Origin of the sequence: Streptomyces sp. 4F14, from assembly GCF_048159485.1 — a bacterium.
GTDB lineage: Bacteria > Actinomycetota > Actinomycetes > Streptomycetales > Streptomycetaceae > Streptomyces.
This window is the reverse complement of record NZ_JBLRVY010000020.1, coordinates 101,175-114,340: the sequence shown is the minus strand read 5'-3', so window position 1 is coordinate 114,340 and position 13,166 is coordinate 101,175. Positions and strand designations below refer to the sequence as shown.

Below are 13,166 nucleotides of genomic sequence, written 5' to 3'. Positions count from 1 at the left end.
GGCTGCGGCTTCGTCGTGGTTGTTCGCGCCCCGCAGCGGAGCTGCTATCAGATGCAGCCCCGCGCCCCTGAAAAGCAGGGTGGACCCGCTTCTTTTATAGGAGCGGGTCCGTTTTTGTTTCCGAGAGGATCTATCCGTGGGTGATGACGTGCAGGCCGGGTTCGTACGGGTTCGGCTCGACCTTTCCTATGACGGCACCGATTTCCATGGGTGGGCCAAGCAGGCCGGGGGGAAGCGGACCGTTCAGGGGGAGGTCGAGGATGCTCTGCGGACCGTGACGCGGTCCGGGGAGGTCAACTACGACCTCACCGTCGCGGGGCGGACCGATGCCGGGGTGCATGCTCGGGGGCAGGTTGCTCATGTCGATCTGCCGGACGCCCTCTGGGACGAGCATCGGGAGAAGTTGCTCAAGCGGCTGGCCGGAAGGTTGCCTAAAGATGTGCGGGTGTGGGGGGTTTCAGAGGCTCCGGCGGGGTTCAACGCGCGGTTCGCCGCTCTGTGGCGGCGGTACGTGTACCGGGTGGGGGATCAGGCCGGCGGGGTCGATCCGTTGCTCCGGAGTCATGTGCTGTGGCACGACTGGCCGTTGGACGTCGCCGTGATGGACGCCGCCGCCAAGTCCCTGGTCGGGGAGCATGACTTCGCCGCGTACGCCAAGAAGCGGGAGGGCGCTTCCACCGTGCGGGAGATCTTCGACTTCGGGGTGCGGCGGCGGGACGACGGGGTGGTCGAGGTCGAGGTGCGGGCCGATGCCTTCTGCCACAACCAGGTGCGGTCCATGGTCGGGGCGTTGCTGTTCGTGGGGGACGGGCATCGGGACGCCGGGTGGCCCCGGCGGGTGCTGGACGCCGGGGTGCGCGACAGCGCCGTACACGTGGTGCGGCCGAACGGGCTGACGTTGGAGGAAGTCGCTTACCCGGCGGACGAGTTGCTGGCCGAGAGGCAGGTGCAGGCCCGTCGGGTGCGGGGGGTCGTGCACGTCAGCCGGCGAGGAGCTTCCTGAAGGTGGGTTCGAGGAACGGGGTGAGGGACTCGGCGTAGGTGCCGGTCATGTGGCTGTAGTCGAAGTAGACGACGCGGCCCCCTATGACGGCGGGGCAGTGGCCGTCGGCGCAGAACGCCGGGGTGGTGTCGATGACTTCGGCGCCGTGGGCCTCGGCGACCTCGCGCTCCATGGCGCGGCGGTCGGGGTGGTCGAGGGACCGGGTGGCGCGGGTGGTGCAGGAGGCGAGGTCGTCGGACTTCTCGGCGAGGCAGTCGGGGACGCTGAAGCCGGGGTAGGGGGTGTCGGTGAGGTAGGCGAGCCGGGCGCCGGTGGCTTCGAGGGCGGCGAAGGTCTGTTCGGCGCCCGCGCGGGTGGCGGTGGGCTGGGCGCGGCCGGCGACGACGATGACGTCCGGCTTCACCTCCTGGAGGTGGGCCAGCGCGGACTTCCGCCAGGACACGCACTCGGTGTAGGCGCGGCCGAGGTCGTCGCGGGTGATGTCGTACGCCGCGGGGGAGCAGCCGCCCTTGGCGAGGGTGATCACCTCGGTGTCGAGGTCGCGGCCGAGCTTGTCGAAGGCGTCGCCCCACTGCCAGGCGTGGGAGTCGCCGAGGACGGCGATGGTGGTCTTCGAGCCCGGCGTGCCCATGACGCAGTCGTCCCGCATCACGAACTCGGTGACGTCGAGGTTGTCGATGCAGCCGTGGCGGGTCTGGTCGTCGGGGGAGGCGAGGAGGGCCTTCTCGCTGACCTCGGGGGCGTTCCTGGCGGCGACGGCCTGCGCGACGGAGCCGGGGCCCCGGTAGCCGGTCGCGGGGGTGTTCGCGGTGGTCGTGGTGGCGAGGTCGAGGGGGACGACGTGCAGGGCGAGGGCCATCACGCCGGCGGTGGAGGCGGTGAGGGCGCTGCCCGTCAGGACGCCCCGCCAGGGCCGGACGACCAGGTTGACGTTGTCGCGGAACCTCTTCTCGACGGCGTAGTGGGTGGCGACGGCGAGGAGGAAGGAGAGGACGGCGACCCGGTAGCGGTCGGAGGTGGTGAAGTCCCAGCCGATGATGTGCGGCCACAGGATCAGCAGGGGCCAGTGCCACAGGTACCAGCCGTAGCTGACCTTGCCGATGAAGTTGAACACCGGGTTGTCGAGGAGTCTCTCGGCGCCGGAGGTGGGGTTCGCGCAGCCGCCCGCGATGATCAGGGCCGCGCCGAGGACGGGGCCCGCGACCGCGTAGCCCGGCAGCGGGGTGTGCTCGGTGATGAGCAGACCGGTGACGACGACCGTGCCGAGGCCGAGCCAGGAGACGGCCGCCGCGAGAGCCCGGGGCGCGCGGGACAGGAACGGCGCCCACAGCGCGACCAGGACGCCGAAGGCCAGCTCCCAGATCCGGGTGTGGGTGCCGAAGTAGGCGAGGGGCTGGTCCGGCGTCGTCGTGCTGTAGCCCAGCCAGAACGAGCCGCCGACCACCGCCATGAGGAACACGCCGACCAGGACCCGGTTGCGCAGGACGAGCCGGCTCAGCCAGGCCACGGTCACCAGCAGCAGCGGCGCCAGCAGATAGAACTGCTCCTCGATGCCGAGCGACCAGAAGTGCTGGTACGGGGACTGGGAGCCGTCGTTCGCGAAGTAGTCGGTGCCGTTCTCGGCGAGCCGCCAGTTGATGAGGGAGACGGAGGCGGCGAGGCCGTCGTCCATGTACTCACGGAACTTGAAGGGGCTCGCGTACAGCCACGACAGCACACCCACGGCGACGATCACGAACGCGGCACCCGGCGCCAGCCTGCGGAAGCGCCGGGCCCAGAACTTCGTCAGGGACACCTTCCCCGTCCGGTCGATCTCCGCGAGGAGCTGGCTGCCGATGAGGAAGCCGCTGAGGACGAAGCTGACGTCCACGCCGCCGTGGATGTCGAGGATGCCGCAGTGCATCGAGACGACCATGAGGATCGCGACGGCACGCAGGCCCTGGATGTCGGGGCGGTACTTGCGCAGGCGTTCGGGGGCCGAGCGGTGGCGGGTCACTCTTCTCCTGTGACTCAGTGGGCCGTGGGGCAGGCGGTGGCGGAGCCGGTGACGCGGACGCCGCCGGCGGGGATGCGGATACCGCAGGCGAGGCGGAGCCGCTCGGGCAGTTCGTTGTGCGCGCCGATGTGGGAGTGGCAGCCGACGACCGTCTCGCGGAGGGTCGAACCGGTGCCGACGAGGGAGTCGTGGTCCACGACGGACTCGTGGATGCCGACGCCGTCCTGGACGGTGACGCGTTCGCCGACGATCGAGCGGTGTACGACGCTGCCCGCGCCGATCACCGCGTACGGACCGACCGTCGAGCCGCCGGTCACGTGAGCCGTCGGGTGGACCGTCGCCGTCGGGTGGACCAGCGCCTCGGCGGGGGCTGCGACGAGCGGCGAGGTCGCCGTACCGGTGATGAGGTCGGCGGAGCCGTGGACGAAGGCGAGGGGGGTGCCGAGGTCGCGCCAGTAGTCGTCGGTGGTGTGGCCGTGGACCAGGCCGCCGCCGGCGACGAGGTCCGGGAACGTCTCCTGCTCGACGGAGACCTCGCGGTCGTCCGGGATCGCGTCCAGAACCGAGCGGCGGAAGACGTAGCACCCGGCGTTGATCTGGTCCGTCACGCACTCCGCGGCCGTCTTCGGCTTCTCCAGGAACGCGAGGACACGGCCGTCGGGCGAGGTGGGGACCAGCCCGAACGCGCGCGGGTCCGCGACCCGGGTGAGGTGCAGCGTCACGTCCGCGCCGCGCGCCTCGTGACGGCGTACGACGTCCCTGAGGTCGACGCCGGACAGGATGTCGCCGTTCAGGACGAGGACCGGGTCGTCGGGGCCGCCGCGCAGGAGCTTGCCCGCGTTGCGGATCGCGCCGCCCGTGCCGAGGGGGACCTCCTCGACGGCGTACGAGATCTCCAGGCCCGTGAAGTCGCGGAACTCGTCCTCGAAGAGGGTCGCGAGGTACGAGGTCGCGAAGACCAGGTGGTCGACGCCCGCGGCCATCAGCTTGGCGACCTGGTGGCGGATGAAGGAGGTGCCGGCGACGCCGAGGAGGGGCTTGGGGGTGTGGTTGGTGAGGGGGCGCAGGCGGGTTCCCTTGCCGCCCACGAGGATGATGGCTTCTCGCATGGGGGTGACTGCCTCGCTGGTCAGGGGGTGCCGGGGCCGGCGTACGCCGAGGAGAAACAGGTCTTGACCGCGCGCTCGGTGAGGGGGCGGCCCGCGAAGTCCAGCCGGGAGGCGTGCTCGTCGTCCGGCGGGGTGTTCGGGTCGTCGTCGAAGTGGATCGACCACCAGTAGACGCCGCTCATCCGGCGCTCCTGGACGACCTGGCAGACGGCCGTGTACCAGGTGGCCTGGACGTCCGGGTCGACCGCCCGGCGCGCGTAGAAGTCGCCGGGGGCGTGGTAGGCGCCCTTCATCGCGCCGATGCCCGCCTCGGCGACGGTGATCTTGGGGAGGGGGCCGGTGGACTTCTTGTCGAGCCAGGTGTTCCAGCCGTCGACCAGCGTCTTCACGGACGCCGTGTCGGGGACCTCGACCGGGAAGTAGGCGTCCACACCGAGGTGGTTGACCGGCATGGCGATGCGGCCGGAGACGTAGTTGTCCCAGTTCGCGTCGTACGAGATCTCGCCCTTGAAGATCTTCTCGGCGGCCGTGACGGCCTTCTCCCAGCCCGGCTTGCCCTCCATGGAGTTCAGCTCGGTCGCGATGACGAAGGTGTCCGCCTGCTCCGCCTGGGCGACGGCCAGGTAGGGGGCGAGGAACGTGCCGTAGGACCTGAACCAGGCGGAGTCCGAGGCGGGGGCGATGCTGCCGCGCCAGTCGTCCGTGGGGGTCAGGGCGCGTTCGTCCATGACGGGGCGCAGGGTCGTACGGAAGCCCGCCTTCTCGAAGACGTGCAGGACCGTGCGGAGACGCTCCGGCGAGGGGGTCTTCGCCTCGGCGGAGAGGGTGTCCGAGGTGGGGCTCGCGGTGAAGAAGGGGAAGGAGATCGAGACGGAGTTCGCACCCAGGCCGATCAGGTACTTCGCCTGCTTCTCGGCCTGCTTCTCGATGAAGTCGGCGGGGCGTTTGCGGGGTTCTTCTTCCCAGTAGATCTGTACGCCCCACTGGGGCATGCCGGGTTTCCAGGGCTTGGTGACCTGGAGGGCGTTGGTGGGGCGGGGAGCAGAAACGTTTCTGCCGCTCTTTGTGCCGGAGTCGCTCGGCGACGGGGCCGGGGTGTCCTCCGGGGCGCCGTCGAGGACCAGCTTCGGCAGGGACGAGCCCGACTCCCAGCGGACCGGATGGTCGCCGAAGAGGAACGGGGTGCCGAGGACGATGCCGAGGACCGTCACCGGGAAGATCGCGAGCAGCAGCAGACGTGAGCGCATGTGGGTGTTCTTCTCCGGGGGTGTCAGGCCGGTTTGGCGATCACGACGAACTTGTTCTCCTCGCGCTTGGCGAACTTGATGAAGCCGCGCAGGCCACCGAGCCCCTCAAGCACCGAGAACACGGGGATCAGCGCGACCACGACGACCGGCTCCCACCACTTGCGCCGCCCGCTGAGCGAGGCCAGCGCGTTCAGGCGCAGGCCCTCCCAGTAGGTCCAGATCACGTAGGCGAAGTTCAGCGCCCACAGGATGACCACGGACTGGGTCACCGGGGAGGTGTTCATGTCGTTGACCAGCCAGCCCAGCAGCAGGACCGCGCCGATGTGCTGGAGCGGGCCCAGGATCCAGGTCGTCACGCACACGGACAGGAACCAGCGGTAGCGCAGCGGCACCTTGCGGTTGAAGCAGAGCGCGACCAGGCCCCAGGCCCAGCGCTCGCGCTGCTTGACGAAGTCCTTGGCGTTGGCGGGGGAGGCGCCGTAGCAGCGGCCGTTGAACCAGTCGCTGCGGCCCGGGTACTTGCGGCAGAACGTCAGCGCGAGCCGCGCGTCCTCCACGATCTCCTTCGGCCCGAAGTCCCAGCCGATCTCCGCCTCGATCGAGGCCCGCAGCACCAGCAGCTCGCCGTGCACCCCGGCGGCCGGGGTCCCCATGCCGGTCAGCGCGCGGAAACGGGCGATGTCGTCGGCGGGGCGTACGGCGTCCGCGAGCCAGGTGAAGAGGGACACCGCGTTCTCGCGCGGGTAGGTCAGGATGCCCTGCGCCATGTGCTTGGCCTCGTCCGGGTGGGCGCGGCGCTGGCGGTTGATGAACTGGGCGAGGGAGGTCGCGGTGTCGGGGCCGACGCCGGTGTCGTCGTCCATGTGCAGGACCCAGACGTAGTCCAGGGCCTCGCCCTCGGCGATGCGCAGCTCGTGCGCGTAGTGGTTGGCGCGGGCCTTGAAGCGGGTGCCGTTGGCCGGGACGTAGTCCTTCGGGACGGTGATGACACGTATCAGGGGGTGCGAGGCGGCGAGGCGGTCGATCTTCTCGGCGGCCTCGCAGCCCTCCTCGGTGAGGATGTCGACCCGCAGGTACGGGAACCAGTCGGGGAGGTGCTCGACGTACGACAGGACCGAGCGCTCCAGTGCCGGGTACGTGTCGTGGCGGCCGATCGTCGGGCACAGGGCGATCAGGAAGTCCTGGTCGGCGGGGGCCGGCGGGGTCATGCGGTCGCTCAGGCGGACCCGGCGGCGGATCAGCAGGGCGCCCTGGATGCCGACCAGGACACCGGCGACGGGGAGCGACCAGACGACGGTCAGGATCCAGCTCATCACCGAGTCGCTGGGCTGGTAGCTCCACAGACCGAAGAAGACCAGCAGGACGAACGGGATCAGGAACGGCAGGATGCCCGGCTTCCAGTCGGCCGTGCGCTGGGCGAGCTTCGCGCCGTGGCGCGAGAACGACGGGTCGCCGTCGACCAGGGTCGATGTCATGACAGGTACTCAGGCTTCCCGGGAGATCGGCGGTGGTTTTCAGCCGCTTCCCCCCACGGGATCCGGCCAAGTAGCCGCACGATACTCGCACAGGTGTTTCACATGTGAAAATTCCGTGTGCACGGGTTTGTGAACGGAGACGCGAAAGCCGCCGTGGCCCACGGGAGTTGGGCCACGGCGGCTTTCGGGGAGGGTCAGGAGGCGGTGGCCGCCTCCGACGCCTGCGTCTCGCCGCGTCGGTTGATCTGCTGGAAGGCGAACTCCGCGAGGCTGTCGCCCGCCCTGAAGACGGCCGTGTCGGTCTTCGTGACGTTCTTCCCGTCCGTGAAGCCCGAGACCGTGAAGTAGGCGTACCGGCCGTAGGAGTTGGTCGTCGAGCGGCAGATCGCGCCGTTGCAGAAGGCGCCGATGCCGTTGCCGGACAGGGGCTTCACGAAACTCTTGTCGTCCGCGTCCTGCTTCGCCTTCAGTGCCTGCGCCTCGGTGTCGAAGACCGCCACGCCGACCGTCGTCGCGATCTTGTCCTTCACGTACGTCACGCGCATCACGCGGGTGCAGCCGTTGTCCTTCAGGACCTTCGGCAGCGACCCCTGGGAGGCGGTGTCACAGGAGGTGGTGTCCGAGGACGGGCCCTTGCGGTACGTGCCGTCCGCGAGGGTGACCTGTGTGCCCGGGAAGAGGAGGTGCGGGCCGTTGGGGGCGGTGTCCTTCGCCTTGCTGGAGATGAACTCCTTCGGGTTCAGCGGCGGCGGGGCCGTCGTCGGCGCGAAGGAGGGGGCCGTGGAGGGGCTCGGGAGATCGCCGGCCGCCGGGAGGGACGACGTCGGCTTGTTCGCGGTGGCACCGCCGCCGTTCGCCGAGGCCACGGCTATCGCCACGGCCGTGCCGACCGCCAGGGTCGCCACCGCGCCGCCGCCGATCAGGAAGACCCGCTTGCGCTTGTTGCGGGACTCCGACGCCTCCGCGAGGGCGGCCCAGTCGGGACCCGCCGGGCCGCCCGCGTTCTCGGGGGTCCACGGCTGCTGGGAATTCGGTTTCCACGGATCCCACTGGGACTGAGGTCCCCCCTGCCCATAGCTCATGCGCCGCATCCTAGACGGGGCGACACACCGGCGGGGCGGCCTCGGTAAGCTTTGAAACCCGCTCGCCCGCAGATGTCGTGTTTGGGTGTGAGGCAGTTCCCAGGGCGTCCCCGTACGGGCTCGTTTTGACCCGTCCGCGGGGCGGCGGGTATTCTGCCTAGTCGTTGTGTATCGGCTTCCTCGTGTCCATACGAGAGGCCCTTACCTAGGTTCCCTGGAGCAGTTACCAGTGGGCGGCATACGGGCAGTGTTCCCGGCAGATTTGTCGTCCCCAGCTGCACGATCGCTTCAGTGATGCCATGTGTCAGCACCCATCCCTGAAGAAGAAGGCTGCTAAGTGCGTACGTACAGCCCCAAGCCCGGCGACGTGACTCGCCAGTGGCACGTCATCGACGCTCAGGACGTTGTCCTGGGCCGTCTCGCCAGCACCGCCGCCTCCATCCTGCGCGGCAAGCACAAGGCGATCTACGCGCCCCACGTCGACACCGGTGACTTCGTCATCATCATCAACGCCGACAAGGTGCACCTCTCCGGCAACAAGCGGACCCAGAAGATGGCGTACCGCCACAGCGGCTACCCGGGCGGTCTGCGCTCCGTCCGCTACGACGAGCTGCTGGACAAGAACCCGGAGAAGGCCATCGAGAAGGCCGTCAAGGGCATGCTCCCGAAGAACACGCTGGGCCGTCAGATGCTCTCGAAGCTGAAGGTCTACAAGGGTGACCAGCACCCGCACGGCGCGCAGCAGCCGCAGCCGTTCGAGATCACCCAGGTCGCGCAGTAATCCCGGCCACGCAGACCCTTCACCTAGCCAAGAGAATCTGAGGAAACACCGTGGCTGAGACCACCGCCGAGCAGCCGCTCGACAACGACGTCGACATCGAGAACGTCGACATCGAGAGCTACACCACCGAGTCCGAGGTCGTCCTGGAGGGTGACTACACCTCCGAGTCCCTCGCGGGCCGCTTCGGTGACCCCCAGCCGGCCGCCGGCCTGGGTCGTCGCAAGAACGCCATCGCCCGTGTCCGGATCGTCCCGGGCACCGGCAAGTGGAAGATCAACGGTCGCACCCTTGAGGACTACTTCCCCAACAAGGTGCACCAGCAGGAAGTCAACGAGCCCTTCAAGGTCCTTGAGCTCGAAGGCCGTTACGACGTCATCGCCCGTATCGCCGGTGGCGGTGTCTCCGGTCAGGCCGGTGCGCTGCGTCTCGGTGTCGCCCGTGCGCTGAACGAGGCCGACGTCGACAACAACCGCGGTGCGCTGAAGAAGGCGGGCTTCCTCCGCCGTGACGACCGCGCCGTCGAGCGTAAGAAGGCCGGTCTCAAGAAGGCCCGTAAGGCTCCGCAGTACAGCAAGCGCTGACGCTCCGCTGGGGGCGCCGAATTTCGTCTGCCGGTCCGGTTGTGGCTGGTCGCGCAGTTCCCCGCGCCCCTGAAGGGTGGCAGCTTCGCTGCCTACCCTTCGCGCTTGTCCGAATGCCCCGGCGGCACGCCCGTGCTGTCGGGGCATTCGTTTATTGCCGCCTTGGGCGTATAACGGCACAAGACGCTCATAGGCTCATGTGATCGGATGATCTCCGTAAGTGACGCTTCCTCAGGAGGACAAGTGGGACGACTCTTCGGCACCGACGGCGTGCGGGGCGTGGCCAACGCGGATCTGACCGCCGAGATGGCGCTCGGGCTGTCCGTCGCGGCCGCGCATGTGCTTGCCGAGGCGGGGACGTTCGAGGGGCATCGGGCCACCGCTGTCGTCGGGCGGGATCCGCGGGCGTCCGGAGAGTTTCTGGAAGCGGCCGTCGTCGCGGGGCTGGCCAGTGCGGGCGTGGATGTGCTGAAGGTGGGGGTGCTGCCGACGCCTGCCGTGGCGTATCTCACGGGGGTGCTCGGTGCTGACCTTGGCGTGATGCTGTCCGCCAGCCACAACGCGATGCCGGACAACGGGGTCAAGTTCTTCGCCCGCGGCGGGCACAAGCTCGCCGATGAGCTGGAGGACCGGATCGAGGCCGTGTACGAGTCCCACCGCCACGGCGAGCCCTGGGAGCGGCCCACCGGGGACGGGGTCGGACGGGTCCGGTCCTACGACGAGGGGTTCGACCGGTACGTCGCCCATCTCATCGGCGTCCTTCCCAACCGGCTCGACGGGCTGAAGATCGTCCTCGACGAGGCGCACGGGGCTGCCGCCCGGGTGTCGCCGGAGGCGTTCTCCCGCGCCGGCGCCGAGGTCGTCACGATCGGGGCCGAGCCCGACGGGCTCAACATCAACGACGGGTACGGGTCGACCCACCTCGACAAGATCAAGGCCGCGGTTCTCTCCCACGGGGCCGACTTCGGGATCGCCCACGACGGGGACGCGGACCGGTGCCTCGCCGTCGACCACACCGGGGACGAGGTCGACGGGGATCAGATTCTCGCCGTGCTCGCGCTCGACATGCGGGAGCGGGGGGTTCTGCGGGCCGACACCGTTGTCGCCACCGTCATGTCCAACCTCGGGTTCAAGCTGGCGCTCGAACGCGAGGGGCTTTCTCTCGTGCAGACCGCTGTGGGGGACCGGTATGTGCTGGAGTCCATGAAGGAGCACGGGTACGCGCTGGGCGGTGAGCAGTCCGGGCACGTCATCATCCTCGATCACGCTACGACCGGTGACGGGACGCTGACCGGGCTCATGCTCGCGGCTCGCGTCGTGTCTAGCGGCAAGTCCCTTCGGGACCTCGCGGGTGTTATGCAACGGCTGCCCCAGGTGCTGATCAACGTCCCCGATGTCGACCGGTCCCGTGTGTCCACGTCCGCGGAGCTGGCTGCCGCGGTTGCCGAGGCCGAGCGGGAACTCGGGGCGACCGGGAGGGTGCTGCTGCGGCCCTCCGGTACGGAGCCGTTGGTCCGCGTCATGGTCGAGGCGGCGGATCAGGGGCAGGCGCAGTCGGTGGCGTCGCGGTTGGCGGACGCGGTGAAGTCGGCGCTGGGGTAGATGCCGGGTTCGGGAGGGGTGGGGCTGTGGGGGGGGGGGTGCGGGCGCGTCGTGGCTGATTGCGCAGTTCCCCGCGCCCCTGAAAAGACTTGGGTGCGGCTGAGTGGTTGAGTGCAGGCGCGTCGTGGTTGTTTGCGCAGTTCCCCGCGCCCCTGAAGACGTGGCATCGCTGAGTGGTTGGCTGCGGGCACGTTGTGGCTTGTCGCGCCCGCACCCAACCACTTAGCCGCACCCAGTCATCTAGGGGCGCGGGGAACTGCGCGATCAGCCACGATGCGCCCGCAGTCAACTAACCGGCCGTACCCACCCGTTGTCTCTTCCACAGCCACTTCTGCGCCAGCAGCGTTGCCACCCCCGCCAGCACGATGCCCAGCAGGTTCAGCAGGAGTTGGACCGTCGAGCCCCAGGTTTGGCTTGTGTCGCCGTATGTGAGGGCTACTGCTGCGTTTGCCGCTGCGGGGACTGTGGTTACCGAGATGGCCACGCCTACCAGGGCGCCTGATTTCGCTGAGGTCAGGGAGAGGGTGCCGGCGGCGCCTGCCAGGACCGCCACTACGAAGCTGAAGGCGTCGGGGGCGTAGACGAAGGCCGTGTTGGGGCGGTCGCCCTCCAGGTCGGACTCGTGGAACTGGTTGGCCGCGTCCATGAGCCAGCTGAAGGCGACCGTCAGGATCATGGCTACGGCGAAGCCGACCAGGAGTGCGGTCAGGGCGCGGAGCGCGAGGCGGGGGGCTCTGCGGACGATCGAGGTGGAGAGGGCTGCCAGGGGGCCGAATTCCGGGCCCACCGCCATCGCGCCGACGATGAGGATCGCGTTGTCCAGGACGACCCCGCACGCCGCGATCATCGTCGCCAGCGTGAGGAAGGCGACGTAGGTCAGGGAGAGGGTCGACTCCTCGTGGGTCGCGTCGGTGAGGTGTTCCCAGAGGACCGCGTCCGCGCCCTCGCCGGGCGCCTCCGCTTCGGCCTTGTCCGCGCGGAGGGACAGGGAGAGGTCGATGTTCTCGACCGCGATGGAACCCGTGCGGTCGAGGCCGAGGCCCTGGAGCGCCGTGAGGAGCCCGTCCCCGGCCTCGCGGGCGACGTCGCACAGGACGACGTCGCCGTAGGGGTTGCGGGCCGCGCCGGGGAGGACGACGAGGTGGGTCGTGCCCACGGTCTTCTCGATGAGGCGGACCGCGTCGTCCGTGGTGTCGGGCGGGGTGATGAGGCGCAGGTGCAGCATGGCGCCTTTTCTAACAGGTGGCGGTTACAGCTTGCGCAGGTGCAGGCGCTGCACCTTGTGGTCGGGGCCTTTGCGGACGACGAGGGTGGCCCGGCCCCGGGTGGGGGCGATGTTCTCCAGGAGGTTCGGTTTGTTGATGGTGCGCCAGAGGGTACGGGCGTAGTCCAGCGCCTCCGGCTCCGAGACCTGCGTGTACTTGCGGAAGTAGGAGTCGGGGTCCTGGAAGGCGGTGGCCCGGAGTTTGCGGAAGCGGCTGAGGTACCAGCGCTCGATGTCGTCGGCCGCGGCGTCGACGTACACACTGAAGTCGAAGTAGTCCGCGAGGCCGACGCGGGTGCGGCCGTCCGTGCCGGGCAGGGCGGGCTGGAGGACGTTGAGGCCCTCGACGATGAGGATGTCGGGGCGGCGGACCGTCAGTTTCTCGCCGGGGACGATGTCGTAGATGAGGTGGGAGTAGACGGGGGCGGTCACCTCGTCCTTGCCGGCCTTGATGTCGGCGACGAAGCGGGTGAGGGCGCGGCGGTCGTAGGACTCGGGGAAGCCCTTGCGGGACATCAGGCCGCGGGCCTCCAGTTCGCGGGTGGGCAGCAGGAAGCCGTCCGTGGTGACCAGCTCCACGCGGGGGTGCTCCGGCCAGCGGGACAGGAGCGCCTGGAGGAGGCGGGCGACGGTGGACTTTCCTACGGCGACCGAGCCGGCGACGCCTATCACGAACGGCGTACCCGACTGGGAGCCGCGTTCGCCGAGGAACGTGTTGAGGGCGCCGCGCAGGCCGTCCGTGGCGCCGACGTAGAGGTTGAGGAGGCGGGAGAGCGGGAGGTAGATGTCCCGCACCTCGTCCAGGTCGATGACGTCGCCGAGGCCGCGCAGCCTCTCGACCTCCTCCGCTGTCAGCGGGAGGGGGGTCTTGTCGCGCAGCGCGCTCCACTCGGCGCGGGTGAGGTCGACGTAGGGAGTCGCCTCCGGCCTGTGCCGGTGGGCGCTCCGGGGGATCGAGGAGACCGGAGAGATCACAGTCCATTGTTAACGGAGTTTGAACGGGGCGGGGGGTGGGGTCCGTCACGC

Annotated in this window: 11 protein-coding genes; 4 read left to right on the top strand and 7 right to left on the bottom strand. The window is 69.3% G+C overall.

What is annotated here, in order from left to right; all coding sequences use genetic code 11:
* Window positions 1–136: 136 nt before the first annotated feature.
* Complete coding sequence (gene truA, locus ACLZOT_RS30610; RefSeq protein ID WP_416972367.1) at window positions 137–1,003, top strand: tRNA pseudouridine(38-40) synthase TruA; 867 nt, start codon at window positions 137–139, stop codon at window positions 1,001–1,003.
* Here truA and ACLZOT_RS30605 read toward each other — a convergent pair.
* From ACLZOT_RS30605 to ACLZOT_RS30585, 5 genes are all read right to left on the bottom strand, one after another.
* Window positions 981–2,999: an acyltransferase family protein gene (locus tag ACLZOT_RS30605; RefSeq protein ID WP_416972366.1), complete on the bottom strand. Its 2,019-nt coding sequence runs from the start codon at window positions 2,997–2,999 to the stop codon at window positions 981–983. The genes truA and ACLZOT_RS30605 overlap by 23 nt on opposite strands.
* Before the next feature lie 14 nt (window positions 3,000–3,013).
* Window positions 3,014–4,108, bottom strand: a complete 1,095-nt coding sequence (locus ACLZOT_RS30600; protein ID WP_416972365.1) for a sugar phosphate nucleotidyltransferase — start codon at window positions 4,106–4,108, stop codon at window positions 3,014–3,016.
* Window positions 4,109–4,128: 20 nt separating this feature from the next.
* Window positions 4,129–5,355: a glycoside hydrolase family 113 gene (locus tag ACLZOT_RS30595; protein ID WP_416972364.1), complete on the bottom strand. Its 1,227-nt coding sequence runs from the start codon at window positions 5,353–5,355 to the stop codon at window positions 4,129–4,131.
* 23 nt (window positions 5,356–5,378) lie between these two features.
* Window positions 5,379–6,830 carry a glycosyltransferase family 2 protein gene (locus tag ACLZOT_RS30590; RefSeq protein WP_416972363.1) on the bottom strand — a complete coding sequence of 484 codons (1,452 nt, stop codon included), beginning with the start codon at window positions 6,828–6,830 and terminating at the stop codon, window positions 5,379–5,381.
* 194 nt (window positions 6,831–7,024) lie between these two features.
* Window positions 7,025–7,912, bottom strand: coding sequence for a hypothetical protein (locus ACLZOT_RS30585; RefSeq protein ID WP_416972362.1), 888 nt, complete (start codon window positions 7,910–7,912; stop codon window positions 7,025–7,027).
* Between the two features lie 337 nt (window positions 7,913–8,249).
* Here ACLZOT_RS30585 and rplM point away from each other — a divergent pair, with 337 nt between their 5' ends.
* The 3 genes from rplM to glmM all read left to right on the top strand — a co-directional run bounded on the left by rplM (window position 8,250) and on the right by glmM (window position 10,876).
* Window positions 8,250–8,693, top strand: coding sequence for a 50S ribosomal protein L13 (gene rplM / locus ACLZOT_RS30580; protein ID WP_055718822.1), 444 nt, complete (start codon window positions 8,250–8,252; stop codon window positions 8,691–8,693).
* Between the two features lie 50 nt (window positions 8,694–8,743).
* Window positions 8,744–9,274: a 30S ribosomal protein S9 gene (rpsI, locus tag ACLZOT_RS30575; protein WP_416972361.1), complete on the top strand. Its 531-nt coding sequence runs from the start codon at window positions 8,744–8,746 to the stop codon at window positions 9,272–9,274.
* A 243-nt stretch (window positions 9,275–9,517) separates the two neighbouring features.
* Complete coding sequence (glmM, locus tag ACLZOT_RS30570; protein WP_416972360.1) at window positions 9,518–10,876, top strand: phosphoglucosamine mutase; 1,359 nt, start codon at window positions 9,518–9,520, stop codon at window positions 10,874–10,876.
* 289 nt (window positions 10,877–11,165) lie between these two features.
* On the opposite strand, the gene ACLZOT_RS30565 is transcribed toward glmM, so the two are convergent.
* Together ACLZOT_RS30565 and coaA are read right to left on the bottom strand one after the other, a co-directional pair.
* A complete protein-coding gene (locus tag ACLZOT_RS30565; RefSeq protein WP_416972359.1) occupies window positions 11,166–12,101 on the bottom strand; it encodes a DUF389 domain-containing protein in 936 nt (311 codons plus the stop codon).
* Between the two features lie 24 nt (window positions 12,102–12,125).
* Complete coding sequence (coaA, locus tag ACLZOT_RS30560) at window positions 12,126–13,115, bottom strand: type I pantothenate kinase (protein WP_416972358.1); 990 nt, start codon at window positions 13,113–13,115, stop codon at window positions 12,126–12,128.
* Between the last annotated feature and the right edge of the window lie 51 nt (window positions 13,116–13,166).